This is a genomic window from Microvirga sp. ACRRW, assembly GCF_022346925.1.
GTDB lineage: Bacteria > Pseudomonadota > Alphaproteobacteria > Rhizobiales > Beijerinckiaceae > Microvirga.
The window spans coordinates 83,273-108,948 of record NZ_JAKRNJ010000008.1; the positions used below are offsets into that span (position 1 = coordinate 83,273).

Here is a 25,676-nt window from a genome sequence, read left to right on the forward strand (position 1 = left end):
CTTCAGTTGAGTAGATCCATGGCCAAGCCCTTACCCTTCGAGGATGTCGAGCCCGCCGCCGAGCGCGGTGAAGGCGAGCCTGCGCTCCTCGTCGACGTGGACGGGTTCGAAGGCCCGCTCGACCTTCTCCTGGAGCTGGCCCGCCGCCAGAAGGTGGACCTGCACCGCATTTCCATCCTGGCGCTCGCCGAGCAGTACATCGCCTTCATCGAAGAAGCGCGCCGCATGCGCCTGGAGCTGGCGGCCGATTATCTCGTGATGGCGGCCTGGCTCGCCTATCTCAAGTCCCGTCTGCTGCTGCCCGAGCCGCCGAAGGGCGAGGAGCCGAGTGCCGAGGATCTCGCCACGGCTCTGGCCCTGCGCCTGCGCCGCCTGGAGGCGATCCGCGAAGTCGCCAAGAAGCTGGGCGAACGCTCGGTCTTGGGTCGCGACATCTTCGCTCGTGGCGCGCCGGAGCCGGTGGTCATCCACCGGGACGCCCGCTACGAGGCCAGCCTCTACGACCTGCTCAAGGCCTATGCGCAGCAGAGGCAGCTGAAATTCAACAGCAAGGTTTCGCTCCACAAGCGCAATGTCTGGTCGCTGATCGATGCCCGCGAGGCGCTTGAGCGGCTCGTGGGGCACCTGAGCAGCGACTGGGTCACGCTCGATACCTATCTCGTGGAATTCATGGTCGAGCCCGCCATGCGGCCGACCGTTCTGGCCTCTGCCTTGTCCGCGACCCTGGAAATGGTCCGCGAGGGCAAGCTCACGGTCAGGCAGGACGAAGCCTTCGCTCCGGTCTGGGTCAAGTCCGCCGACCAGGCCGAAACAGGAGCCCAATCATGATGAATGAAATCGACGAAATCGAAGACGTCGAGGCTCTGGAAGAGGCCTCCGTCGAGAGCCGCGTGCCCGATCACGGCGAGGCGATCCGCATCGCCGAGGCGCTTCTGTTCGCCTCCGCCGAGCCGCTGAGCCCCGAGGAATTGGCGGGCCGCTTGCCGGAAGGCGCGGATATCCAGAAGATTCTGGAGGACCTTCAGGAGCTTTACGCGCTGCGTGGGGTGAACCTCGTTCGGGTTGCGGGCAAATGGGCCTTCCGCACGGCGAGCGATCTTTCCTTCGTGCTCGCTCGCGATGTGGTGGAGCAGCGCAAGCTCTCGCGCGCCGCCATGGAAACCCTGTCGATCATCGCCTATCACCAGCCGGTGACCCGTGCGGAGATCGAGGAAATTCGCGGCGTCGCCACCTCCAAGGGCACGCTGGACCTGCTGCTGGAAACCGGCTGGATCCGCCTGCGCGGCCGCCGCAAGGCGCCGGGCCGTCCCGTCACCTACGGTACTTCGCCTGCTTTCCTCGATCATTTCGGCCTGGACGCCATCGAGGATCTGCCAGGTCTCGAAGAGCTGAAAGGCGCAGGCTTCATCGAGGGCCGCGTGCCCTCCGACATGTCCGTGCCGGTGCCCTCCGACGCGGAGGCTCTGCGCGAGGACGAGGATCCGCTGGACCAGGATGACCTGTTCCAGGAGCCCCTCGACATGCACAAGACCGAGACGGGCGAGACCGGCGAGGAATGAGCGACAAACCCGCCGTGTCCGCGCGCGACCGCTTCCGTCTGCCCCGGTGGGGACAGCGTGGCACGGCGGGCGCGTCGATCCCGGCCCAGCTCTCCTTCGAGAATATCGTCCAGACCTACAATTCCACTGAGGCGCTCAAAGGCGTGTCGCTGACGGTCGAGCCGGGCGAGCTTGTCTGCCTTCTCGGCCATTCGGGTTGCGGCAAGACCACGCTGCTGCGGATCGCGGCGGGGGTCGAGGCTCCCACTTCCGGCCGCGTGATGATGGATGGCCGCGAAGTCAGCAGTGCAAAGAGCTTCGTGGAGCCGGAGCGCCGGGGCATCGGCCTGATGTTCCAGGATTACGCGCTGTTTCCGCATATGACAGTGCTGCAGAACGTGATGTTCGGGCTCAAGGACCTTTCTGCCTCCGAGGCTGACATCGCTGCACGTCGGGCGCTCTCCCGTGTGGGGCTTGAGCATTACGCCAACGAATTTCCCCATACGCTCTCCGGCGGCGAACAGCAGCGGGTGGCGCTGGCGCGCTCCATCGCGCCCCGTCCCGGCGTGCTGCTCATGGACGAACCGTTCTCCAATCTCGACCGCCGCATGCGCGATGCGATCCGGGACGAGACCGTCGCAATCCTGAGGGAAACCGGCGCGACGACCATCGTGGTCACGCATGACCCTGAAGAGGCCATGCGGATCGCGGATCGCATCGTCCTGATGCGCGCCGGCACAATCATTCAGCAGGGGACTGCCGAGGAGATCTACCGCAGGCCGGTGAATCTTTTCGCTGCACGGTTCTTCTGCGACTTCAACGAGATCGAAGGCACCGTCCGCAACGGGCAGGTGAGCTGCCCGGTGGGCGTGTTCCCCGCGCCCGCCCTGGAGGATGGCCCGGCTGTCGTCTGCGTGCGGCCGCAGGGCGTAAAGCTCAAGCCTGCGGGCTTCTGCCTGCCGGGACGTGTGGTGTCACGTCGCTTTCTCGGCGAGGTCGATTTGGTGCATATCGATGTTCAAGGCCTCGACAGGCCGCTTCAGGCCCGCGTTCACGATCCCGTTGACGTGAAAGAGGGGCAGGATGTGGGCATCGATGTTGAACCAAAGGATGTCCTTGTTTTCGCCGCGGCCGACGCATAGGTTGACCGCGAGTTCATAATTCGAGTTCGCGCCTTGTCGAGGCGCAGGAGGATTGCCATGGGTGGCGCAAGTATTTGGCACTGGATCGTTGTGGGTCTGATCGTTGTCCTATTGTTCGGGCGCGGCAAAATCTCCGACATGATGGGCGATGTCGCCAAGGGCATCAAAGCCTTCAAGAAGGGCATGGCCGAGGACGAGACGGCAAAGCCCGCGCAGCCTTCGGAGCCGGTCCGCACGATCGACCATCAGGCTGGCGCGACGGGCGCTCAGACGAACGCCGCGACGACGGACCACAAGGTCGGTTGAGTTCTTGAGGGCAGCCACGCTCGTGGCTGCGGTGAGTAAAGGCAGGGTCGAGGCCACAGCATGTTGGACATGAGCTGGGGTGAGGTCATGGTGATCGGCGCCGTTGCGTTGATCGTGATTGGCCCAAAAGACCTGCCGCGCGCCCTGCGGACGGTTGGACAAGTCACGGGCAAGCTTCGCCGCATGGCGGCGGAGTTCCAGGGCCAGTTCAACGAGGCCATGCGCGAGGCCGAGCTCGACGAGGTGAAGAAGCAGCTTCAGGGCGTGAACGATTCCGTTTCCGATCTGAACAGCACGGGCTTCAACCCCATCCAGACCATTCGGGACGAGTTGAAGACCGCCGTCGAGAAGCCGGTGACGGGCGCGCTTGAAACACCTGTTCCGCAGCCGATGGGCGATGCCTCGATCCAGGCCGTCGTGGAAGGACGTGAGCCGGCGCCTGCCGATCCACTGGTCGAGCTGCCGCCTCCACCGATGGACGATCCGGCTGAGGCCATTGCCGAATCCCTGCGCCGCGAGGCGGAGATCGAAACCCAGAAAAATGCTGCCGCCGTTGCGGAAGCCCCTGAAAAATCGGACGTGAAGGCCTGATGACCACCGCCCCCATTGAAGAGGATGAGGTCGAGGCATCGCGCGCGCCTCTGATCGCGCACCTGACAGAACTGCGCTCGCGCCTGATCAAGGCATTGATCGCGTTTGTGATCATGTTCTTCATCTGCTTCGCCGGCGCGAAGTACATCTACAATATTCTCGTCTGGCCCTATGTTTTCGCGGTTGGCTCACCCGAGAAGGCGCATCTCGTCTATACGCACGGCCTCGAATATCTGTTCACGCAGATTCAGGTCGCGGCCTTCGGCGCGGGCTTTTTGGCTTTCCCGGTAATCGCCGCTCAGATCTACAAGTTCGTGGCACCGGGGCTCTACAAGAATGAGCGGCGGGCCTTCCTGCCTTATCTCGTCGCGACGCCGGTTCTCTTCGCCATCGGCGCGGCCTGCGTGTATTTCGTGGCCATGCCGCTGCTCATGCGCTTCTCTGTCGGCATGCAGCAGCTTGCGACCGACAACGCGCCGGCCATCGAGTTCCTGCCCAAGGTCAGCGAATACCTATCGCTGATCATGACCCTGATCTTCGCCTTCGGCATATGCTTCCAGCTGCCGGTGATCCTGACCCTGCTGGCCCGGGCCGGGATCATCGATTCGGAGTTCCTGAAGAGCAAGCGGCGCTATGCCATCGTGGTCGTCTTCATCATCGCGGCGGTTCTGACACCCCCGGACGTGATCAGCCAGTTCGCCCTTGCGGTCCCCACCTTGCTTCTTTACGAGGCGTCCATCTTCTCCGTCCGTATGGTCGAGAAGAAGCGCGCGGAAGCCGAGGCCGCGCGTGCGGCTGAAGGATAGGGCTCTTAAAGCCGCTCCATAAGGCCGCTATATCCTTGGCATGATCTAAAGGGCGGTCTGTGCTAAGGGCAGGGCGCTTCACTCCAGCAGACCCGAGTCAGTCCCATGCACGACATCCGTTCCATCCGCGAAAACCCCGCGGCTTTCGACAAAGGCCTCCTGAACCGGGGCATGGAGCCTCTGTCTGCGAAGCTGATCGCCCTCGACGATGCCCGCAAAAGCGCGATTTCCGCGCTGCAGGCTGCCACCGAGCGCCGCAACGCCATGTCCAAGGAGATCGGCCAGGCTAAGGCCAAGAAGGACGAGGCTCGCGCGCAGGAACTGATGGCCGAGGTCGCCAGCATCAAGGAAACGATGCCGGCTCTGGAAGAAGCCGAGCGCTTCGCCGAGAAGGCTCTCTTCGATGCGCTGAGTTCCATTCCGAACATTCCGAAGGACGACGTGCCTGTCGGCGGTGACGAGACCGGCAACGTGGAGCGCCACCGCTTCGGCACGCCGCCGACGATGAACAGCGCCAAGCAGCATTTCGAGATCGGCGAGGCTCTCGGCCTCATGGATTTCGAGGCCGCCGCCAAGTTGTCCGGTTCGCGCTTCGTGGTGCTGAAAGGCGGACTTGCCCGTCTTGAGCGCGCGCTCGGCCAGTTCATGATCGACCTGCACATCAATGAGCACGGCTACACGGAAGTGAATCCGCCGCTGCTGGTGCGCGACGAGACCATGTTCGGCACGGCGCAGCTGCCGAAATTCGAGGACGATCAGTTCTGGGCCTTCCCCGGCAACTCCCTCGAGCAGGCTGTCGCCGCTGCGTTCGAAGGCCAATCGCGCGAGGCTGTCGATAAGCTCATCAAGGACAGCCGCTACGGCATGATCCCCACGGCGGAAGTGACACTCACCAATCTCGTGCGTGAGCAAATCCTCTCGGAGGAAGAGCTGCCCCTGCGCTTCACCGCACTCACCCCGAGCTTCCGTGCGGAGGCTGGTTCCGCCGGCCGCGACACGCGCGGCATGATCCGCCAGCATCAGTTCGTGAAATGCGAGCTCGTCTCGATCACGACGCCGGAAACCTCCGCCGACGAGCATGAGCGCATGCTCACCTGCGCGGAGAATGTGCTGAAGAAGCTGGAGCTGCCGTTCCGTACCATGACGCTCTGCACGGGCGACATGGGCTTTGCTTCGACCAAGACCTACGACATCGAGGTGTGGCTGCCAGGGCAGGGGATGTATCGCGAGATTTCGAGCTGCTCGGTCTGCTCGGATTTCCAGGCGCGCCGCATGAACGCGCGTTACCGCTCTGCCTCCGAGAAGTCGCCGCGTTTCGTGCATACGCTCAACGGTTCGGGCCTTGCGGTCGGACGCACGCTCGTCGCCGTTCTGGAGAACTACCAGAATGCGGACGGCAGCGTCTCCGTGCCCGCCGTGCTGCAGCCCTATATGGGCGGCGTCACCCGCATCGAGCGTCAGGCATAAGATGCGCATTCTGTGCACCAACGACGACGGTATCCATGCTCCGGGGTTGAAGACCCTGGAGGCCATCGCGCGCCAGCTCTCCGACGATGTGTGGGTCGTGGCGCCCGAGACGGATCAGAGCGGCGTGGCCCATTCGCTCTCGCTCAACGATCCGCTGCGTCTGCGCGAAGTCTCCGACCGGCATTTCGCAGTGAAGGGCACGCCGACCGATTGCGTGATCATGGGCGTTCGCGAATTGATGCGCGAGCACAAGCCTGACCTCGTTCTGTCCGGCGTCAATCGCGGGCAGAACGCGGCAGAGGACGTGACCTATTCCGGCACCGTTGCTGGCGCTATCGAGGGCACGCTACTCGGCATTCCCTCCATCGCGCTGTCGCAGGCCTATGGCCCCGGAAGCCGCGATAAGCTCAAATGGCATTGCGCCGAGCATCACGGCCCGAAGGTCATCCGTAAGATCCTGGACGCGGGCATCGACAAGGGCATCCTCGTCAACATAAACTTCCCCGATTGCGAGCCGGAAGACGTGCAGGGCACATCGGTGGTGAACCAGGGGCAGCGTACACAGGAATTGTTGCGTCTCGACGCGCGTTTCGACGGGCGCGGCAATCCTTATTACTGGATCGCATTCGAGCGCGGGCCATTCACGCCCGGCAACGGCACCGATCTTTGGGCGCTCGCCAACAAGCGCATCTCCGTCACGCCGCTGCGCATCGACATGACCGACGAGCCCACGCTCACGCGCTACGCGCAGGCCTTCGATTGAGGAAGGTGCGATGAGACGGGAGCCTTTCTACTCAGAAGCGGGAGGACGCAACGAGCAGGAGGCCATCGACGTCGCGTCGTTCCTTCTCTCCCTGCTCGCCAAAGGCATCCGCAACACGCCGCTGCTGCGCGCCATGGAACTCGTGCCGCGCGATGTGTTCGCTCCGCGCCGTTTCCGCGATCTCGCGCGCAGGGACATCGCCCTGCCTCTCCCTTGCGGGCAAACCATGACCACGCCGGGCACGGTGGCGATGATGCTGCTTGCGCTCCATGTCGAGCCGGGCCAGCGCGTTCTCGAAGTGGGCACCGGCACCGGCTATGTGACGGCGCTCCTCGCGCATCTCGGCGCGGAGGTGACGACGGTCGAGCGCTTCAACACCCTGGCAGAGAGCGCCGCGCAGCATCTCAAGATCGTCGAAGCAGGCAAGGTAAGGCTGGAGGTCGGCGACGGGCTTGCGGTGCGCGTGCGCGAACGGTTCGACCGGATCCTGCTCAACGGCACCTGCCCTGATATTCCGCAATCGCTGCTGTCCCTGCTCGGACCCGGCGGACGGCTCGTGGGGGCGCTGCCCCATGCGGACGGGCCACGTCTCGTTCAGATCGACCGGCAGCCTGACGGCGAGATCAGCCAGAGCCTGGGCGCGCCTTTGCGCATGACCCGGCTCGTTCCCGGCATTGCGGCGACACTCTGATCGAATCGAAAAATTTTCGCGACACGGTTACGACATTTTTCTTGGCGTCAACCGTTGCTTAACCTGAACAGGGTTTTAATGGCCCCATCGAGTTGCGTGCGGTTGGGGTATTTGAGTTATGCGTATGCGTGTTGGTTCCGGGCATTGGTCTACGGTGTCGCGGATCGCTCTGGTGGGATTGATCGGCTCTATGGCTGCCGCTTGTAGCGGTGAAAGCTCGCGGTTTGCCGAGAACCCGTTCTCCAACCCCTTTGCCAACAGTGAGCGCGTTGCTCCCGGCACACCCACGGCTTCTCAGCCTTCTCCCTCTTATGCAGCGGCTCCGACTCCGTCCGTTCAGGCGCAGGCTCTTCCCCCGGTTCAGGCTCAGCCCCTGTCCCAGCCTTCGCGCATGGCATCGGCTCCCGTCTCCGCTCCGGTCCAGCAGCCGCGCCCCATGGCGGCGGCTCCCGCTCCCGCGCAGCCGAAAGTCCGCTTCGTCGACCAGACCAAGGTGGCAACCGGCGAGCAACTGACCCCCAGCCGCGTCCGTCCCGGCATGCAGTCTGAGGCTCCGCTTCAGCCCAAGCCCGCTCCGCAGCAGGTTGCCTCCGCCGTCAATGAGCCGCTCGTGACGCCCGCCCGTCCTCTCGAGCCTCAGAAAGTTGCGGCCATTGAGCCCCAGCCGATGAAGCCCGCTCCGGTCGCGCCGCAGCCGGTCGCTCCGGCTCCCGCTCCGCAGCCTGTCCAGCCTGAGGCGAAGGCCCCCGTGGCCGAGCCCGAGCAGACGGCAAGCCTTTCCAGCGGCGACTTCCGCTGGCCGGCCCGTGGCCGCGTCATCGCAGGCTTCGGCGCCAATGGCGGCAACGAAGGCATCAACATCGCCGTTCCCGAAGGCACGCCCGTGAAGGCCGCCGAGGCCGGCACCGTGACTTACGCAGGCAGTGAGGTGAAGGGCTACGGCAACCTCATCCTCGTCCGTCACGAGAATGGTTACGTCTCGGCCTACGCCCATAACAGCGCGCTCAGCGTGAAGCGTGGCGAGCAGGTGAAGCGCGGACAGGTGATCGCTACGTCCGGCCAGACCGGCAACGTGACCTCGCCGCAGCTCCACTTCGAGATCCGCAAGGGCGCGACCCCGGTCGACCCGATGAAGCATCTCGCGGACTAAGTTCGCAGGACAAGTTCAGATTGGCTTTCGAGACCCGAGGCTGATCAGGCAAGGGGACGGTGGAGCTCAGCCACCGTCCTTTTGTCGTTTTGCGATTGTCAGATCGCTTTCCCCAACCGCCCCGCCAGATCCTGAATGAACTGCCAGGCCGTGCGGCCTGAACGCGCGCCGCGGGTCGTGGCCCATTCGAGAGCTTCGGCGCGGATGGTATCGCGGTCGGCCTTGAGGCCGAGATGGTCCACATAGCCGAAGATTATGTCGAGATATTCGTCCTGGCTGCATTTGTGGAAGCCGAGCCAGAGGCCGAAGCGGTCGGAAAGCGACACCTTCTCCTCAATGGCCTCGCCCGGATTGATGGCGGTCGAGCGCTCGTTATCCATCATGTCGCGAGGAAGCAGGTGGCGGCGGTTCGACGTGGCGTAGAAGATCACGTTGTCCGGGCGGCCCTCGATGCCGCCTTCCAGCACAGCCTTCAGGGACTTGTAGGAGGTATCGTCCGCATCGAACGAAAGATCGTCGCAGAAGACGATGAAACGGTGCGGGTCCGAGCGCAGAAGACCCATGAGGTCGGGCAGGGTCTCAATATCCTCACGATGGATCTCGATGAGCTTCAGGGGACGGGCGTCGGCTGGCTTCGTCGCGTTGATCTCCGCATGAACCGCCTTCACCAAGGACGACTTGCCCATGCCCCTGGCGCCCCAGAGCAGGGCGTTGTTGGCAGGCAGCCCCCTGGCGAAGCGGCTCGTATTCTCGGCGAGCTGGTCGCGGACCCGGTCGATGCCTCGAAGAAGGTTCATCTCGACCCGGTTCACCTTCGGAACGGGGGCAAGGCGGCGGCCCGCCGCATACCAGACGAAGGCATCCGCCGCCGCGAAGTCGGCTTGTGTGTCGCCCGCAGGGGCAAGGCGCTCCAGGGCGTCGGCAATGCGCTTCAGCAGGGCCATGGATTCGGGGGAGGTGAGGTCTGCGGGCATGGGCATCCGGCTTCAAGAAACGGTGATGAAGCCGTGCTTAGCGCATTTTTCGGCCTCCGGTCCATTAAAGAGCGGCCTTTGGGCCTGAAGGAGCCTTGGGAAAGGCCTCTAACTTCATTGATTTCGCGGAGTCGATGGGTATAGTCCGCCCACTTCTAATCCCGTCTGGCGCGGGTGGGCCTTAAGAGAGCGCCTGCCACGCGCCTTTATCCATGGAGAGCCGCTTGTTCATTTCACCCGCTTTCGCTCAAGCGACCACCGGTACCGGTGGCGGCATGGATGCCATCATCCAGTTCGTCCCGTTCATCCTGATCTTCGTGATCATGTGGTTCCTGATCATTCGTCCCCAGCAGCGCCGGGTGAAGGCTCACCAGGAGATGATCAAGAACGTGCGTCGCGGCGACGTGGTCGTCACCTCCGGCGGCATCATCGGCAAGGTCACGAAGGTGCTCGAGGATTCGGCCGACGTCGAGGTCGAGATCTCGGACAACGTGAAGGTGAAAGTGGCTCGCGCCATGATCTCCGAGGTTCGCACCAAGAGCGAGCCGGTGAAGGCTTAAAAATAACGACCGGCCCTCGGGCGAGAGCCCTTGAGGGCCGGTTCGCCGCATTCCATGTGCGGCAAGTGTTTGAGAAAGGTTGAGCGGACGATGCTGCGCTTCTCGAAGTCGAAGATCATCACCACCATGGCGATCATCATCATCGGCCTGCTGCTGGCGGTGCCGAGCGCGATGTCGCCTGAGCAGCGCAAGGCTTATCTGGCCTCCGTTCCGAGCTGGGTGCCGTCCTGGCTCGTGCCTTCGCGCGCCATCGTGCTCGGCCTCGACCTGCAGGGCGGTTCTCACGTCCTCCTCCAGGTGGACGAAGCCGATCTCGTGCGCGGTCAGGTCACGCTCATGCGCGACGACGTGCGCCGCATCCTGCGCGATACCCGCGTCGCCTCGCAGAACGGCATTCAGACGATCCAGCGCGGCGTGCAGATCCGCGTGCCGAACGCAGCCGACCGCGAGCGCCTGATGCCTGCTCTGCGGCAACTGGCTCAGCCCACCGGCAATGCCGTTCTCGGCCAGACCGGCAATGCCAACATGGTCATCAACGAGACGCCCGACGGCGCGATCTCGCTGACCCTGACGGATGCGGGCATCAACGAGCGCGTCCGCCGCGCCGTCGATCAATCCATCGAAGTCATCCGCCGCCGTATCGACGCCACCGGCACCACGGAGCCGAGCATCCAGCGTCAGGGCGCGGACCGCGTTCTCGTCCAGGTTCCCGGCCTTCAGGACCCGCAACAGCTCAAGACGCTTCTGGGCGAGACGGGTAATCTCGAATTCCGTCTGCTGGCTCAGGCTGGCGCCACGGACGTGGATCAGCTGCCCATGCGCGATGCAGGCGGCCAGCGTGTTCCCGTCGAGCGCCGCGTGATCGCCGAAGGCGGCGACCTGACGGATGCTCAGGCCGCGTTCGATTCACAGACCAACCAGCCCATCGTGAACTTCCGCTTCAACATCCGCGGCGCGCAGCGCTTCGGTCAGGCGACGACGGAAAACCTGGGCCGCCAGCTCGCCATCGTTCTGGACAACGAGGTGATCTCCGCGCCCACGATCCAGTCGCCCATCACCGGCGGCTCGGGACAGATCTCGGGCAGCTTCACCATCGAGCAGGTGAATAACCTCGCCGTGCTGCTGCGCTCCGGCGCGCTGCCCGCCAAGCTCACCATCGTCGAAGAGCGCACTGTCGGCCCCGGCCTCGGCCGCGACTCCATCGAGGCGGGCAAGATGGCGACCTATGTGGCCGGCATCTTCGTCATCATCTTCATGTTCGCCACCTACGGCGTGTTCGGCCTCATCGCCAACATCGCGCTGCTCGTCCATGTGGGCCTGATCTTCGGCCTCATGTCGGTGCTGGAAGCCACGCTGACGCTTCCCGGTATCGCAGGCATCGTGCTCACCATCGGCACGGCTGTGGACTCGAACGTGCTGATCTACGAGCGCATCCGCGAAGAAGTGAAGTCGGGCCGTTCCATCGTCTCCGGCGTTCAGGCCGGTTTCGACCGGGCGTTTGCGACCATCGTGGACTCGAACAGCACCATGGCCATTGCCGCCGTGATCCTGTTCTTCCTCGGCTCCGGTCCCGTTCGCGGCTTCGCGGTCGTGTTCATTCTCGGCATCCTCACGACGGTGATCACCGCCGTTACCCTGACGCGCATGATGATTGCGCTCTGGTATCAGTGGATGCGTCCCAAAGTCCTTCCGTTCTAAGGAGTTAGTATCGTGCGCCTCATTCGCCTCTGGCCCGAAAACTCCCATTTCGACTTCATGCGCTTCCGGCGCTTCTCGTTCCCGCTGTCGGCGCTGATTTCCATCGCCACAGCGATCATGCTCATGACCATGGGTCTGAACTTCGGCATCGACTTCACGGGCGGTACGCTCATGGAGATTCAGGCCAAGTCCGGCCAGGCCAACGTCGCCCAGATCCGCCAGACCGCCGAAGGCTTCGGCTTCGGCGAGGTCGAGGTGCAGGAATTCGGGACAGTGGGCGAGGTCTCGCTGCGCTTCCCCACGCAGCCCGGTGGCGAAGCCGCTCAGGCAGGCGTGGTGCAGAAGGCGCGCGACACCTTCAGCAACGAGTACGATTTCCGCCGCGTCGAGACGGTGGGTCCGCGCGTGTCGGGCGAGCTTGTCCAGTCCGGCACCATCGGCATCGTTCTCTCGGTGCTCGCGGTTCTGTTCTATCTCTGGTTCCGCTTCGAGCGTGAGCTGGCGGTGGCCTCGATTATCGGTACGCTCCACGACATCGTGCTCACCATCGGCTTCTTCGTGATTACCCGTCACGAGTTCAACATGACCTCGATTGCGGCGATCCTCACCATCGTGGGCTACTCGCTCAACGAAACCGTGGTGGTGTTCGACCGTACCCGCGAACTCATGCGCCGCTACAAGACCATGCCGGCGGAAGAGCTGCTGAACCTGTCGATCAACCACACCATGTCCCGCACGATCATGACGGCGGCGACCACGGCTTTGTCGCTTCTGGCTCTCGTGCTCTTCGGCGGTCAGGCGATCCAGGGCTTCGCCCAGGTCATGCTCTACGGAGTGGTGATCTGTACGTATTCGGCCATCTGCATCTCCTCGCCCATGCTGATCTATATCGGCCTGCGCGGATCCGAGACCGTGAAGGTGCCGGAGGGCAAGGCCGCAGCCGCGGAGTAAAACCATGAGCGATGGCCGCCTGTATGACGGTTTCGTCCCCGGACGCTTTCCGATCGATGCCTACGGCAATGGCGGCTTTCGCTTCGCGGACATGTCCCATCGTGGCTCGATCCTCGCGCTGCCGTCAGGCATCAAGGCTTGGCCCATCAGCTCCATCAAGGGGCTGACCGACGCGGTGTTGGAGCCGATCTTTGCGGAAGCCGATGAGATAGAACTGCTGCTCATCGGCACGGGCGTGGATGTGGCCGCCATTCCGGCAAGCCTGCGCGAACGCTTCCGCGAAGCCGGTATCGGCCTTGACGTGATGCAGACGGGGGCTGCCGCGCGCACCTACAACATCCTGCTGGCGGAAAACCGCAAGGTTGCCGCTGCCCTCATTGCCGTCGCGTAGAATGGCTGAAAATCCATCCAACTTCGATCATTGCGCCGAGCTTGTGCGCGAGGCCGATCCCGACCGCTATTTCGCGAGCCTTCTCGCGCCCGCTGACAAGCGGCCTTATCTCCACGCGCTCTACGCCTTTAATTTCGAGATCGCGCGCGTGCGTGAATCCGTGCGTGAGCCGATGCTGGGCGAGATCCGCCTGCAATGGTGGCGCGATGCACTGCAGGGCGAGGCGAGGGGCGACGTGCGGGCCAATCCCATCGCTGCCGCGCTCGACGATACCATCGTCAAGTTCCGTCTGCCCCGGCAATCCTTCGTCGATCTGATCGATGCACGCATGTTCGATCTCTACGACGATCCCATGCCGAGCTTGAACGATCTGGAAGGCTATTGCGGAGAGACCTCCTCTAGCCTGATCCAGCTCTCCAGCATCATCCTCAACGACGGCAAGGACCCCGGCACGGCGGATGCCGCAGGCCATGCGGGCGTGGCCTATGCCGTCACAGGATTGCTTCGCGCCTTCCCGATCCACGCACGGCAAGGCCAGCTCTACATGCCTGTCGATATTCTGGCCCATCACGGCGTGGTGCGCGATGACATCGTGACCGGGCGCGGTGGGCCTGGGCTTAAAAATGCGCTCGCCGACATGCGCGCCGTCGCACGCCGCCATCTCGCTCAGGTACGGACATTGCGTTCCACGATCCCGTCAGCGGCGGAGCCTGCCTTCCGTCCGCTGGCATTGGTGGAGCCTTACCTGAAGGCGATGGAGAAGCGCGATTACGACCCGCTGCACACGCCGGTCGACCTCCCGCAATGGCGTAAGATTTGGGGACTCTGGCGCGGGCCGTTTTAGGAACGGGCGCGGCCCTCAGTGTCATCCCCGCGAAGGCGGGGATCCATAACCACGATGGAAAGAGAAAAGCACAGCGGGACATACCCGCTTCAATCAGCGCCCATGGTGTTTATGGGTTCCCGCCCTCGCGGGAATGACAGTGGAGGTTCAGGGGCTCTGTTCTGATAACGATCCCGGATCGCCTCATGGCGTCCGGGATGACGAGTGTAAACTACTCCGCAGCCGCCGGCATGTTCGCCGCAGACAGCCACGCCGCGAGATCGACGCGCGCGCGATCCGTCAGCATCTTCTTCTTCGCCATCGCCTTGGCCGAGCCGCGCAGGCGCTTGCCGTCTTCCGATTTCGGCGATGCATCGAGCGGCGGGAAGAGGCCGAAGTTCACGTTCATGGGCTGGAACGAGCGTGGACCTTCATCGATGGTCTCGATGTGGCCGCCGGTGATGTGGTTGATGAGCGCGCCGAGCGCCGTGGTGTGCGGCAGCGGTTGGATCGGGCGGCCGAGACGCTCGGCTGCAGCGAAGCGGCCTGTCATGAGGCCGACTGCGGCGCTTTCCACATAGCCCTCGCATCCGGTGATCTGGCCCGCGAAGCGCAGGCGCGGCATCGCCTTCAGGCGCAGCGTCGGATCGAGGAGCTTGGGAGAGTTGAGATAGGTGTTGCGGTGAATGCCGCCCAGACGCGCGAACTCGGCGTTCTCGAGGCCAGGGATCATGCGGATGATGTCGCCCTGCGCGCCGTATTTCAGCTTGGTCTGGAAGCCCACCATATTGAACAGGGTGCCGAGCGCATTGTCCTGGCGCAGCTGCACGATGGCATAGGGCTTCACTTCCGGATTGCGCGGATTGGTGAGGCCGACGGGCTTCATGGGGCCGTGGCGCAGGGTCTCGCGGCCACGCTCGGCCATGACCTCGATGGGCAGGCAGCCGTCGAAGTAGGGCGTGTTCGCCTCCCACTCCTTGAACTCGGTCTTGTCGCCTGCGATCAGCGCATCGATGAAGGCGTCGTACTGCTCCTTCGTCATGGGGCAGTTGATGTAATCCTTGCCCGTGCCGCCGGGGCCGACCTTGTCGTAGCGCGACTGGAACCACGCCACGTCCATGTTGATGGACTCGCGATAGACGATGGGCGCGATGGCGTCGAAGAAGGCGAGCGACGTCTCGCCCGTGAGCCCGAGGATCGCTTCGGCCAGTGCCGGCGAGGTGAGGGGGCCGGTGGCGACGATGACGGAGGACCATTCCTCCGGCGGAAGGCCACCAATCTCGCCGCGCTCGATGGTGACGAGCGGATGCGCTTCGAGCGCCGCCGTCACCGCATCGGAAAAGCCGTCGCGGTCGACAGCCAGCGCGCCGCCTGCGGGCACCTGGTTGGCGTCGCCCTTCGCCATGATGAGCGAGCCCAGCGTGCGCATCTCCTGATGCAGCAGTCCGACGGCGTTAGTATCGGCATCGTCCGAGCGGAAGGAGTTGGAGCAGACGAGCTCGGCAAGACCTTGCGTCTTGTGCGCGTCGGTGCCGCGCACGGGGCGCATCTCGTGGAGGATGACAGGAACACCGGCCTGCGCAATCTGCCAGGTGGCTTCGGAGCCTGCGAGGCCGCCGCCGATGACGTGAATGGGTTCGATCTTGCTCATGGTCATTCTCCTAGCACATCGCGCGGGCCCAAGCGGGCCGCGCTAGCAAAAAGTGGCTCCGTTTTTTCGCGTCAGGCGATGCGCCGTTTAAAGACTGGAGCATCGGATTAAGTCCCAAAAGTGCAATCCACTTTTGGGTCCGATGCTTCGGGAGCTTGTTGACTCCCATGGGGGCGCTGGTCAAGCTGGGCCTGTGTTTTCTGGAAAAGGTGCGCCATGCAAACGAAGCGGCCCGTGGTCCTTATTACAGGCGGCAGCCGGGGCATAGGGGCTTCGATCGCGCAGCTTGCCGCCTCGCGCGGCTATGATCTGGCCATCACATACCGCTCCGAGAGCGCGGCTGCGGACGAGGTCGTCGAGATTTGCCGCGCTGCAGGCGTGGAGGCTTTGGCCTTTCAGGGCGATGTTGCAGCGGAAGAGGACGTGCTGCGCCTGTTCGATGAGGTGGAGGAGCGGCTCGGGCCTCTCTCCCATGTGGTGAACAATGCGGGCATCACGGGCAAGTCGGGCAAGCTCGCGGAAACCTCGGCCGAGACGATCCGCGCCTGCATCGACATCAATGTCACGGGTGCCATCTTCGTGGCGCGCGAAGCGGCGCGGCGCTTGTCGCAGAGCCGGGGCGGGCAGGGCGGCTCCATCGTCAACATCTCGTCCGTGGCGGCCGTGCTCGGCAGCCCCAACGAATATGTCTGGTATGCGGCCTCGAAGGGAGCCATCGACTCGCTGACTATCGGACTGGCGCGGGAACTTGCGACCGAGGGCGTGCGGGTCAATGCTGTGTCGCCGGGCATGACGCGAACCGACATCCATGAGCGCAGCACCCAGGATGCGGGCCGTCTGCAGCGCCTGTTGCCCTTCATTCCCATGAAGCGGATCGGCGAGCCTCAGGAGATTGCTGAGGCGGTGCTGTTCCTGATGTCGGACGCCGCATCCTATATCACCGGGGCCGTTTTGCCGGTGACGGGCGGCAGGTAGGCTCTTGACCTGCCTTCCGTTTCGGCAGGGAGGCACATTCTAGAGGCACCGGAAAACAGGGCCCTGAAAAAGAAAACGCCCGCTTGAGGCGGGCGAGAACCTTATGCTGCAGTGCAGCTAATTCTTAGGCGACAGCATGCTCGCGAGCGATGCTCTCGATCTGGAAGCGGGAGATGCCGAGATCGTCGAGCTCGCGGTCCGAAAGCAGGGACAGCTCACGGACGGTATCGCGATAACGCATGTAGGCGCGGACTTTAGAGAGGACGTAGGACACGAACATTGGAAACTCCTTCAGTTAGCCGGCCCCTGTGACCGGCGGCCTTTGTTCTTGCTGTGTGCAATGCAGCATATAAGGGTGAGCGCTGCGAAAGAGGAGTGGTAATAATGTAGGTCTGTTATGCTTTAGTAGCATAGCGCCCTAATGTGACGTTAACGGAGCCTGAGCCTCGGGAATGCCTTCCGATTGGGCAATCAGAGGCATATGCCGTGGCTTAAACTGGCTCAGCCGTCATCCCCGGACTTGTTCCGGGGATCCACATCTTACGCGGTCGAAGGCGTGGATGGCCGGGTCAAGCCCGGCCATGACGCTGAAATGGAAAAAGCCCCAGCAAAACCGGGGCTTTTGTCCTGAGGTGCTGGCCGACTTTACAGGACGTAGAAGTCAGCCTTCGTGATGGCCAGCCCTGCCTGGAGCTGGGCGATCTTGATGGCCGCGACGCCGCCCTTGCCGTCGGCATCGTAAAGCAGGGCTCCCGTGCCTTTGTTGTAGATGATGCGATCCGTCGAATCCGCGGCGGCCTTGCCGACCCGGAACGCAGCGCCGGAGAGCCAGCCGTCCGGGCCGAGCCTCGTGAAGATCTTGTTGTCGAGCATGATCGTGTCGTCGACGGGCTTGAAGTCCTTGATCGTGTCGACATTGTTTCGCGACGGGGTGGCGTCGAAGACGAAGTAATCGCGTCCAGCACCGCCCGTGAGGGTGTCGCTGTCGAGCCCGCCGCTCAAGTAATCGCTTCCGTTGCCGCCGCTCAGCACGTCGCGGCCCGTGCCGCCATAGAGATCGTCGTCCCCATTGAGGCCGTAGATCTTGTCGTTTCCGGCATCGCCGAAAAGAGTGTCATTGCCGCCGTAGGAATAGATCAGGTCGTTGCCTTTGCCGCCCCGGATCAGGTCTGCGTAATCGTTGCCGTAGAAAGTATCGTGCCCGGCATTGAGCACCATGTACCAGTCGTAGCCTTCGAGCTCATCGACATTGGTGTAGAGATTCAGATCCTTGATCAGCAGGACATCGGCTTCGAAATTCTCATACAGCAGATCGTGGATGACGATGTCGTAGCCGTTGCTGGAATACCAGGCGGTGTAGCGGTCGATCAAGCTGCTGCCGTTCACATCAAAGACGGCGACCTCTCCGTCATCGTAAGTGTTGACTGTCTCGATATAGGGATTGACCCCTACGAACGACCATCCGGACGGGCTGGTGCTCGACATGTCGAAACCAACACCGGCGGCATTGAACGCTTGAAAAATTGCCATTTGCGGCGCATCCCCACTGAGTAACCTGATAACCTTAGGGTGAAGGAGTGAAGCTGAACTTAAGCTGCACAGCTTCGACAGGTTTTCGTCAGCGTCGATGCTTGGTTACCGAAGTGTAAAGCGACAGCTTTTCTCTCGCATGGAGCAAATGCGAAGCTTCAGCGGGACAACCCTTGCACCCTGATGAACGCGCGGGCAGGGCCATATTCGGTCTGCTTTCGAATATCCAGCTGAACACGCCCGCTGGCCTGGTTCGTGAAGTTGTCCTTCTTGCGGCTGTCCGTCGAGCGAAGGATGGTCTCGGCGCGAACCCGGCCGCCGATGCGCACGCAGGTATCCGAGCTCTGAAGCATGGCGAAGCCGGGAGGGCAGGACGAAGCCGCCTGCGCGGCGCCCATGGGGAGCGCGAGTGCCCAGAAGATGAGTCCGAGATGCTTCATGGCTCCCAGTCTAGCTGCTGGGAGCCATGAAGCAAAGGAGACGCAATCTAACGGGAATTCGTGCCGCTGCTCCGGTTGTAGGCGTCGGCAGTATCCATGCGCTCGACCTCTACATGGAACTGCTCGACCTCGGGGCTGTCGTCCTGGATCGCTCCGACGCCGTAGCGATAGGCCATTTCCCCGCCTAGCCAGCCGCTGAAGAGCAGCAAGAGGGTCTGCAAGCCTGACAGCCAGAGGCCCCAGCCTTGGGTACCGGCAGCAGGGTTGTCCCAGCGGACACTGACATTGACGAGGGCAATGCCTACAATCACTAGGTTTGCGACCATGTGCGCCCATGAGATCCAGAGGTTGCGCACCCGGTCAATCGTCATGAAATCAATGAAGCCCGGCACGGCGGCAACGAGGGCCGTGATGATGCCTCCCATCAGAAGCCAGTAGGAAGCTTCGGCCCAGAACGGAGTGCCGGTGCTGACAAATGCAATGTCAGTCGCAAAAGCCCCGATCAGGAAAGCAATCGGAAAGGCGATCAGCATATGGTGGAGCGGGTGCCCGGCAATCGATGCCGTGCTCTCGACACCGTGACGGTGATATCGGCCCATGGGGGCTCTCCCTGTGAAGCAACACTTAGGAAAATGCTGCGTTAGGGACTTCGTTCCTGCGCGTCTTCCAGTTGCATAGACTAGGTTTTGTCCGGCTCGGGACTGGACAAGCGAAGGACAATCGAAGATAGCTCTGATTGAGTTCCCTAGGGTAATGGCCTTGCAGGCCCTTTTTTCTTCTGCAACAGCCAAGCCGAATCTTGCAACCGATCCAATGACCCTAGACCCAGCCACCCTTAGCGTTGCCTTTGTCTTGCTTGCGGTTGTTCTCGGCTCGTTGTTGCTGTTTACCTGGACATTGAACAGGAAGGTCCGAGCGCTATCCCTGTGGGGAGTGGCCTTCTGCCTTCTCGCGAGCGGATTCGTGGTCGCGAATTTAGGCCACTTCAGTGGGACCTACTGGGCACTGCTTGTAGGCAATGCCCTCGGGCTGTCGTCCTATGTAGCCCTTTACGCCGGCTGCAGAGACTTCAACGCTCGAAAAGCGTTCGTCCCGCTCATGATGACTGGCGTACTGGTCTGGTGCGCGGCCTATCCTTTTATCGCGGACGACCTGGCATACCGGCTGATCCTGTTCTCGCTGACGACCGGAATCTATGCGCTGCTGTGCGCATGGGAACTCTGGCGGCACGCGCCGCAGCGGCTCGCCTCTCAGCGGGTTGCCGTCTTTCTTCTGGTTCTGCTCGCGATCTTGAACATAATGCGGGCCTGGCTCGGCTTTTCGCTCACCTCCATTGCCTGGATTGATGCAATGGCTCAGCGCTGGTCATCCGAAATGGCGCTTTTCCTGGTGGTCTTTGCCCCGACACTCGCCTTCATTTTCCTGTCCATGGCCAAGGAAAGCGTGGAGCTCGGCTACAAGCGGGCCGCCTTCATCGATCCTTTGACAGGCATCCCTAATAGGCGCGCCTTCATGCAGCATGCAGCCCAACTGCTCCAGGATGTGGAAGGCAGGGCAGTCAGCTGCCTCGTCTTCGATCTCGACAGGTTCAAGAGCATCAATGACGGCTATGGCCACGAGGCGGGGGACAAAGTCCTCCGGGCCTTCGGGCAGATCCTCGGCGAGCATCTGCCACCGCAATCCTTCGGCCGGTTGGGTGGCGAGGAATTCGCAGCCATTCTGCCTATGGGCATGGAAGATGCGACGGACTTGGCGGAAGCAGTGAGATCGGCTCTCTCCAAAGCCGGCAAGACCCTGCTCGGCCCTCATGCCCAGGTGACCGTCAGTGTGGGATGCTCGACCTCCAGACAGGCAACCATCGAGGCGCTGCTCCAGGAGGCGGACCTCGCGCTCTATCGTGCGAAGGATCACGGACGGAATGTGGTCATCTCAGCCCGCTCGCTGATTGCTCCCCAGCAAATCTGAAGAGCGTGGCCGCAGCATCAACGTTGCGCCGTCACGACGATGGCGCGCATGCGGTTCTCGATCTTGCCGTCGCCGAAACGCTTGGCGAGAGCCTGAGCGACTTTCTCCGTAATCTCGTCGAGGCGTCCGGGAGCGCGTGCCTCGAGTTCGCCGCGAAGGGGCGTTCCCTGAGTGAGGCCCATGGCTGCGCTGGCGGCTTTGGGAGCGCTGCTCACCTTGTCGACCGGCTCGATGTCGATGTTCTCGAAACCTGCGCTTTCGAGTTCTCCCAAGAGGCGATCCGTGTCGAAATAGCCGAAGGGCGTGCGTTCAAAGAAACGTGGCGGATCATCGGGAAACATGGCGATGGCTTGGTCGGAAACGGTCTTGCTGACCTGGTTCGCATCCAGTCTGTCCCAGACATTGAACAGGAAACGGCCACCCGGCTTGAGCACGCGCAGCGCCTCCCGGAAGGCCGCTTGCTTGTCAGGGAAGAACATCACGCCGAACTGGCACACCACCGCATCGAAGGAACTGTCCTCGAAGGGAAGCGTCTGCGCATCCGTCTGTCGCCAAGTCACGTTGGGAGCTTGCAGCTTGGTCTGCGCCAGGTCGAGCATCGCCTGATTGAGGTCGGTCGCGACGATCTCGACATCGGACGGAAGATTCCTGGCGAGTGCGCGCGTAACGATACCCGTGCCCGCGGCCGTCTCCAGGATCCTGCCGGAGGCGACATCCCTCAGCCGCGCCGCAAGGTCCTCAGCAAAGGGTTGAAAGAGAAGCGTGCCGAGGTGCTGCTCGTAGATGATAGGGATCGAGCCGGCAAAGGTAGCATCGGTGGCGCTCATGTTTCCCTCCACCGCGAAAGCGGGCATGATCATGCCGATGGAAAGGGGAGGCAATAGTCTCAAAAGGGTAGTCTAGCGTCCTGATGTGGCTCGCAGAGGCATTGAAGACCGCTTAGAGTGCCGTGCTAGAAGATGTTGTTTGTTTCCGCTCGTGACGTTGCGCGAGCGCAGTTCGTCCATGACGGGAGGGGCGAGAGTATGTGGAAGGATCGGAGAATTCTCGATCTTCTGAAGATCGAATGCCCCATCGTCCAGGCGCCGATGGCCGGAGCGAACCTGTCCGATATGGTCATTGCCGTCTCGGAAGCCGGCGGTCTCGGTTCCCTGCCTTGCGCTCTGCTGAGCCCGGAGAAGGCGCGCGAGGAATTGTCCAAGATTCGGCGCGGGACTTCTAAGCCCATCAACGTCAATTTCTTCTGCCATCGCGCGCCGGTTTTCGACGAGACTCGGGAAGCGGCGTGGAAGCAGCGGTTGAAGACTTATTATCTCGAATTCGGGCTCGACCCGGACATGCCGACACCGCCCTCATCGCGCGCGCCTTTCGACGAGACTTTTTTGGAGATCGTGGAGGAGTTCAGGCCGGAGGCCGTGAGTTTCCATTTCGGATTGCCGGAGCAACGCCTGCTGAAGCGCGTGAAGAATACGGGTGCAAAGGTTTGGTCCTCCGCAACCACGGTCGCTGAGGCGCGCTGGCTCGAAGGGGAGGGATGCGACGCAATCATCGCGCAAGGCTTCGAGGCAGGCGGCCATCGCGGTATCTTCCTGACCGACGATCTCTCGACGCAGGTCGGCACCATGGCGCTGGTGCCGCAGGTGGTCGATGCGGTGAAGGTGCCCGTGATTGCGGCCGGCGGAATATCCGATGCACGCGGCATCGCTGCGGCGATCACCTTGGGCGCCTCGGCCGTGCAGATGGGAACCGCGTATCTCTTCACGCCGGAAGCCACGATCTCCCCGGTTCACAGGCAGGCGCTCAAAAGCACTGAGGCCGAGACAACGGCACTGACGAATGTCTTCACCGGGCGCCCCGCGCGAGGCGTCGTCAACCGCATCATGCGCGAGGCTGGACCCATCGCGGCGGACGCACCTGCGTTTCCGCTCGCGGGCGGCGCTCTTGCGCCGCTGCGGCAGAAATCCGAGCCTCAGGGCTCAGGCGATTTCATGCCCCTCTGGTCGGGCCAGGCTGCGCGCCTGAGCCGTGAGATGCCTGCGGGGGAACTCACGAAGCGGTTGGCGCAGGACGCTCTCGATAAACTCGGAGCGCGTTCGGCATGATGTAAGGCAGCTCTCGCCGCCTTACTCAGCCGCTTCCTGCCTTGTCACCTTCTTCGGCTTTTTCGACGCCTCCTTCGCGGGGGCTTCCTTCTTCAAGGGCCTGCGCTCCAGCACTTCCTTGAGGAAACGGCCGGTGTGGCTTTCCTTGGACTTGGCGATGTCCTCGGGCGTGCCCTCGGCGACGATCTGGCCGCCGCCGTTGCCGCCTTCGGGGCCCATGTCGATGACCCAGTCGGCGGTCTTGATGACTTCGAGATTGTGCTCGATCACCACCACCGTGTTGCCCTGGTCCACCAGCTCGTGCAGCACTTCGAGGAGCTTGGCGACGTCGTGGAAGTGCAGGCCCGTGGTGGGCTCGTCCAGGATGTAGAGCGTGCGGCCCGTGGCGCGCTTCGACAGCTCCTTCGAGAGCTTCACACGCTGCGCCTCGCCACCCGAGAGGGTGGTGGCCTGCTGGCCCACATGCACGTAGTCGAGGCCGACGCGGGCGAGCGTCTGCATCTTCTCGCGGATCGAAGGCACGGCCTTGAACAGCTCACGGGCTTCCTCCACCGTCATGTCGAGCACGTCGGCGATGGATTTGTCGCGGTACTTCACTTCCAGCGTCTCGCGGTCGTAGCGCTTGCCCTTACAGACATCGCAGGTGACGTAGACGTCGGGCAGGAAGTGCATCTCGATCTTGATCACGCCGTCGCCAGAGCAGGCCTCGCAGCGTCCGCCCTTCACGTTGAAGGAGAAGCGGCCCGCCTGATAACCGCGTGCTTTTGCTTCGGGGAGACCGGCGAACCATTCGCGGATCGGCGTGAAGGCGCCGACATACGTGGCCGGGTTCGAACGCGGCGTGCGGCCGATGGGCGATTGATCGATGTCGATGACCTTGTCGAGATGCTCCAGGCCCTCGATGCGGTCATGCGGGGCAGGGTGCTCCAGCGCGCCGTTGAGCTTGCGCGCCACCGCCTTGTAGAGCGTGTCGATGACGAGCGTGGACTTGCCGCCGCCGGACACGCCGGTGATGCAGGTGAAGGTACCGAGCGGAATGTCCGCCTTCACGTTCTTCAGGTTGTTGCCCTTCGCGCCGACCACCTTCAGCATGCGCTTCGGATCGCGCTTGCGACGCTGCGTCGGAACCCGCACGGACATTTCGCCCGTGAGATACTTGCCGGTGAGCGATTTCGGGTTCTTCATCACTTCGTCGGGCGTGCCTTCGGCGACGATTTTGCCGCCGTGGATGCCCGCGCCCGGACCGATATCGAACACGTAATCGGCCTGGAGGATCGCATCCTCGTCATGCTCCACCACGATCACCGTGTTGCCGAGATCGCGCAGGCGCTTGAGGGTGCCGAGCAGGCGCTCGTTGTCGCGCTGGTGCAGGCCGATTGACGGCTCATCGAGCACGTAGAGAACGCCGGTGAGGCCGGAGCCGATCTGCGAGGCAAGGCGGATACGTTGGCTCTCGCCGCCCGACAGGGTGCCGGAGGCGCGGGAGAGCGTCAGGTATTCCAGGCCCACATCGACAAGGAAGGTGAGGCGGTCGCGAATTTCCTTCAGAATGCGGCCTGCGATGTCGTTCTGCTTCTTGTTGAGCTTCTTCGACAGGCCGCCGAACCACTCATGGGCATCCTTCACGGAAAGCGCGGTGGCGTCGCCGATGTCGGAGCCCGCGATTTTCACCGCGAGGGCTTCGGCTTTAAGGCGCTTGCCGCCGCATTCCTCGCACGGCGTCTCGCTCATGAAGCGGCCGATTTCCTCGCGCGCCCAATCGCTCTCGGTTTCCGTATAGCGCCGCTCCAGGTTCGGGATCACGCCCTCGAAAGGCTTGCGGACCTCATAGGCGCGCATGCCGTCGTCATAGGCGAAGCGTATCGCCTTCTCCGTACCGTAGAGGATCGCCTCCCGCACTTCGTCGGACAACTCGGCCCAGGGCTTCGTCATAGACGACTTGTAGTGACGGGTGATGGCTTCCAGCGTCTGGCCGTAATAAGGCGAGGAAGACTTTGCCCAGGGCATGATCGCGCCGCGCTTGAGCGACAGCGTCTCGTCCACCACGAGCGCCTCGTCGATGCGCATTTCATGACCGATGCCGCCGCAGGTGGGGCAGGCGCCGAAGGGGTTGTTGAACGAGAACAGGCGCGGCTCGATCTCGGGGATCGTGAAACCGGAAACCGGGCAGGCGAACTTGGAGGAGAAGACGATGCGTTTGGGCTTGCCCTTCTCGTCCTTCTCGTCGGCGTATTCGATGACGGCGATGCCGTCCGTCAGCTCGAGCGCGGTCTCGAAGGATTCCGACAGGCGCGCGGCGATGTCGGCGCGCACCACGATGCGGTCCACCACCACGTCGATGTCGTGCTTGAACTTCTTGTCGAGGGCAGGGGCCTCGTCGATGGCGTAATACTCGCCGTCGATCTTCAGGCGCTGGAAGCCCTTCTTCTGGAACTCGGCGATCTCCTTGCGGTACTCGCCCTTGCGGCCGCGCACCACGGGAGCCAGCAGGTAAAGGCGGGTCTTCTCGGGAAGCTCCAGCACCCTGTCCACCATCTGGCTCACGGTCTGGCTTTCGATGGGAAGGCCCGTGGCGGGGGAATAGGGAATGCCGACGCGCGCCCAGAGCAGGCGCATGTAGTCGTAGATCTCGGTGACGGTGCCGACCGTCGAGCGCGGGTTCTTCGAAGTGGTCTTCTGCTCGATGGAGATGGCGGGCGAGAGGCCGTCGATCTGGTCCACGTCCGGCTTCTGCATCATCTCCAGGAACTGGCGGGCATAGGCCGACAGGGATTCCACATAGCGGCGCTGCCCCTCGGCGTAGATCGTGTCGAAGGCGAGCGAGGATTTGCCTGAGCCGGACAGGCCCGTGAACACCACGAACTGGTCCCTGGGCACCATCAGGTCGACGTTCTTGAGGTTGTGCTCCCGCGCGCCACGCACGGAGATCACGCGCGCATTCGGGTCTCCCGCCTTGGCGCGGTTGAACAGATCGTCGAGTTTAGCCATGGCCTAGCTTCAAGCCTTATATGAGGGGAAAGCGGCCATAAACGGCCGGTTCCGGGATATGTGATGTCCTACCCGCCGATGCAATGCGGCGGATGATTCCAGGTGTGAAATCCTAGAACAAAAAGGGTACGGTGGGCAATGGGGAATGGCCGCCTTAAAGGATCGCATTTAATG

26 protein-coding genes are annotated in these 25,676 nt (G+C 62.8%); 18 read left to right on the forward strand and 8 right to left on the reverse strand.

Annotated elements, in window-relative coordinates:
- Nucleotides 1-18: 18 nt before the first annotated feature.
- The 10 genes from MHY87_RS16630 (at nt 19) to MHY87_RS16675 (ending at nt 8,454) form a co-directional block, all read left to right on the forward strand.
- A complete protein-coding gene (locus MHY87_RS16630; protein WP_239353687.1) occupies nt 19-828 on the forward strand; it encodes a ScpA family protein in 810 nt (269 codons plus the stop codon).
- Nucleotides 825-1,559 carry an SMC-Scp complex subunit ScpB gene (scpB, locus tag MHY87_RS16635; RefSeq protein ID WP_239353688.1) on the forward strand — a complete coding sequence of 245 codons (735 nt, stop codon included), beginning with the start codon at nt 825-827 and terminating at the stop codon, nt 1,557-1,559. The genes MHY87_RS16630 and scpB overlap by 4 nt, the downstream gene beginning before the upstream one ends.
- Nucleotides 1,556-2,680, forward strand: a complete 1,125-nt coding sequence (locus MHY87_RS16640; protein ID WP_239353689.1) for an ABC transporter ATP-binding protein — start codon at nt 1,556-1,558, stop codon at nt 2,678-2,680. The genes scpB and MHY87_RS16640 overlap by 4 nt, the downstream gene beginning before the upstream one ends.
- Before the next feature lie 57 nt (nt 2,681-2,737).
- Nucleotides 2,738-2,986 (forward strand): twin-arginine translocase TatA/TatE family subunit, encoded by a 249-nt coding sequence (locus MHY87_RS16645; protein WP_239353690.1) that lies wholly within the window; start codon nt 2,738-2,740, stop codon nt 2,984-2,986.
- 60 nt (nt 2,987-3,046) lie between these two features.
- Nucleotides 3,047-3,577 carry a Sec-independent protein translocase protein TatB gene (gene tatB / locus MHY87_RS16650; protein WP_239353691.1) on the forward strand — a complete coding sequence of 177 codons (531 nt, stop codon included), beginning with the start codon at nt 3,047-3,049 and terminating at the stop codon, nt 3,575-3,577.
- Nucleotides 3,577-4,383 carry a twin-arginine translocase subunit TatC gene (gene tatC / locus MHY87_RS16655; protein WP_239353692.1) on the forward strand — a complete coding sequence of 269 codons (807 nt, stop codon included), beginning with the start codon at nt 3,577-3,579 and terminating at the stop codon, nt 4,381-4,383. The genes tatB and tatC overlap by 1 nt, the downstream gene beginning before the upstream one ends.
- Before the next feature lie 105 nt (nt 4,384-4,488).
- Nucleotides 4,489-5,850, forward strand: a complete 1,362-nt coding sequence (gene serS, locus MHY87_RS16660) for a serine--tRNA ligase (RefSeq protein WP_239353693.1) — start codon at nt 4,489-4,491, stop codon at nt 5,848-5,850.
- A 1-nt stretch (nt 5,851) separates the two neighbouring features.
- Nucleotides 5,852-6,613: a 5'/3'-nucleotidase SurE gene (gene surE, locus MHY87_RS16665; RefSeq protein ID WP_239353694.1), complete on the forward strand. Its 762-nt coding sequence runs from the start codon at nt 5,852-5,854 to the stop codon at nt 6,611-6,613.
- 10 nt (nt 6,614-6,623) lie between these two features.
- On the forward strand, nt 6,624-7,304 hold the full coding sequence (locus tag MHY87_RS16670; protein WP_239353695.1) for a protein-L-isoaspartate O-methyltransferase: 681 nt from the start codon (nt 6,624-6,626) through the stop codon (nt 7,302-7,304).
- A gap of 124 nt (nt 7,305-7,428) precedes the next feature.
- On the forward strand, nt 7,429-8,454 hold the full coding sequence (locus tag MHY87_RS16675) for a peptidoglycan DD-metalloendopeptidase family protein (protein WP_370644969.1): 1,026 nt from the start codon (nt 7,429-7,431) through the stop codon (nt 8,452-8,454).
- A 98-nt stretch (nt 8,455-8,552) separates the two neighbouring features.
- Here the strand turns inward: MHY87_RS16675 and MHY87_RS16680 are convergent, their stop codons facing one another.
- Nucleotides 8,553-9,428: an ATP-binding protein gene (locus MHY87_RS16680; protein WP_239353697.1), complete on the reverse strand. Its 876-nt coding sequence runs from the start codon at nt 9,426-9,428 to the stop codon at nt 8,553-8,555.
- A gap of 224 nt (nt 9,429-9,652) precedes the next feature.
- On the opposite strand from MHY87_RS16680, the gene yajC reads away from it, so the two are divergent.
- From yajC to MHY87_RS16705, 5 genes are all read left to right on the forward strand, one after another.
- Nucleotides 9,653-9,988 carry a preprotein translocase subunit YajC gene (gene yajC / locus MHY87_RS16685; protein ID WP_239353698.1) on the forward strand — a complete coding sequence of 112 codons (336 nt, stop codon included), beginning with the start codon at nt 9,653-9,655 and terminating at the stop codon, nt 9,986-9,988.
- A gap of 90 nt (nt 9,989-10,078) precedes the next feature.
- Nucleotides 10,079-11,686 carry a protein translocase subunit SecD gene (gene secD / locus MHY87_RS16690; protein ID WP_239353699.1) on the forward strand — a complete coding sequence of 536 codons (1,608 nt, stop codon included), beginning with the start codon at nt 10,079-10,081 and terminating at the stop codon, nt 11,684-11,686.
- Nucleotides 11,687-11,698: 12 nt separating this feature from the next.
- Nucleotides 11,699-12,637 (forward strand): protein translocase subunit SecF, encoded by a 939-nt coding sequence (secF, locus tag MHY87_RS16695; RefSeq protein ID WP_239353700.1) that lies wholly within the window; start codon nt 11,699-11,701, stop codon nt 12,635-12,637.
- A 4-nt stretch (nt 12,638-12,641) separates the two neighbouring features.
- On the forward strand, nt 12,642-13,028 hold the full coding sequence (locus MHY87_RS16700; RefSeq protein ID WP_239353701.1) for an Mth938-like domain-containing protein: 387 nt from the start codon (nt 12,642-12,644) through the stop codon (nt 13,026-13,028).
- 1 nt (nt 13,029) lies between these two features.
- On the forward strand, nt 13,030-13,872 hold the full coding sequence (locus MHY87_RS16705) for a phytoene/squalene synthase family protein (RefSeq protein WP_239353702.1): 843 nt from the start codon (nt 13,030-13,032) through the stop codon (nt 13,870-13,872).
- Nucleotides 13,873-14,083: 211 nt separating this feature from the next.
- On the opposite strand, the gene trmFO is transcribed toward MHY87_RS16705, so the two are convergent.
- Nucleotides 14,084-15,502: a methylenetetrahydrofolate--tRNA-(uracil(54)-C(5))-methyltransferase (FADH(2)-oxidizing) TrmFO gene (gene trmFO / locus MHY87_RS16710; protein ID WP_239353703.1), complete on the reverse strand. Its 1,419-nt coding sequence runs from the start codon at nt 15,500-15,502 to the stop codon at nt 14,084-14,086.
- Nucleotides 15,503-15,718: 216 nt separating this feature from the next.
- Here trmFO and MHY87_RS16715 point away from each other — a divergent pair, with 216 nt between their 5' ends.
- Nucleotides 15,719-16,477, forward strand: a complete 759-nt coding sequence (locus MHY87_RS16715; protein WP_239353704.1) for a glucose 1-dehydrogenase — start codon at nt 15,719-15,721, stop codon at nt 16,475-16,477.
- 124 nt (nt 16,478-16,601) lie between these two features.
- Here the strand turns inward: MHY87_RS16715 and MHY87_RS16720 are convergent, their stop codons facing one another.
- From MHY87_RS16720 to MHY87_RS16735, 4 genes are all read right to left on the reverse strand, one after another.
- A complete protein-coding gene (locus MHY87_RS16720; RefSeq protein WP_239353705.1) occupies nt 16,602-16,757 on the reverse strand; it encodes a DUF1127 domain-containing protein in 156 nt (51 codons plus the stop codon).
- 365 nt (nt 16,758-17,122) lie between these two features.
- A complete protein-coding gene (locus MHY87_RS16725) occupies nt 17,123-18,007 on the reverse strand; it encodes a calcium-binding protein (protein ID WP_239353706.1) in 885 nt (294 codons plus the stop codon).
- A gap of 158 nt (nt 18,008-18,165) precedes the next feature.
- Nucleotides 18,166-18,447, reverse strand: a complete 282-nt coding sequence (locus tag MHY87_RS16730) for a porin (RefSeq protein WP_239353707.1) — start codon at nt 18,445-18,447, stop codon at nt 18,166-18,168.
- A gap of 47 nt (nt 18,448-18,494) precedes the next feature.
- A complete protein-coding gene (locus MHY87_RS16735; RefSeq protein ID WP_239353708.1) occupies nt 18,495-19,046 on the reverse strand; it encodes a DUF2231 domain-containing protein in 552 nt (183 codons plus the stop codon).
- Nucleotides 19,047-19,545: 499 nt separating this feature from the next.
- Here MHY87_RS16735 and MHY87_RS16740 point away from each other — a divergent pair, with 499 nt between their 5' ends.
- On the forward strand, nt 19,546-20,412 hold the full coding sequence (locus MHY87_RS16740) for a GGDEF domain-containing protein (protein ID WP_239353709.1): 867 nt from the start codon (nt 19,546-19,548) through the stop codon (nt 20,410-20,412).
- A 17-nt stretch (nt 20,413-20,429) separates the two neighbouring features.
- Here the strand turns inward: MHY87_RS16740 and MHY87_RS16745 are convergent, their stop codons facing one another.
- The gene (locus MHY87_RS16745; RefSeq protein ID WP_239353710.1) at nt 20,430-21,239 is read right to left on the reverse strand and encodes a class I SAM-dependent methyltransferase; all 810 of its coding nucleotides are present in this window, start codon (nt 21,237-21,239) and stop codon (nt 20,430-20,432) included.
- Between the two features lie 198 nt (nt 21,240-21,437).
- Between MHY87_RS16745 and MHY87_RS16750 the strand changes: the two genes are divergently transcribed.
- On the forward strand, nt 21,438-22,514 hold the full coding sequence (locus MHY87_RS16750; RefSeq protein WP_239353711.1) for a nitronate monooxygenase family protein: 1,077 nt from the start codon (nt 21,438-21,440) through the stop codon (nt 22,512-22,514).
- 21 nt (nt 22,515-22,535) lie between these two features.
- On the opposite strand, the gene uvrA is transcribed toward MHY87_RS16750, so the two are convergent.
- Complete coding sequence (uvrA, locus tag MHY87_RS16755; protein ID WP_239353712.1) at nt 22,536-25,502, reverse strand: excinuclease ABC subunit UvrA; 2,967 nt, start codon at nt 25,500-25,502, stop codon at nt 22,536-22,538.
- Nucleotides 25,503-25,676: the final 174 nt, after the last annotated feature.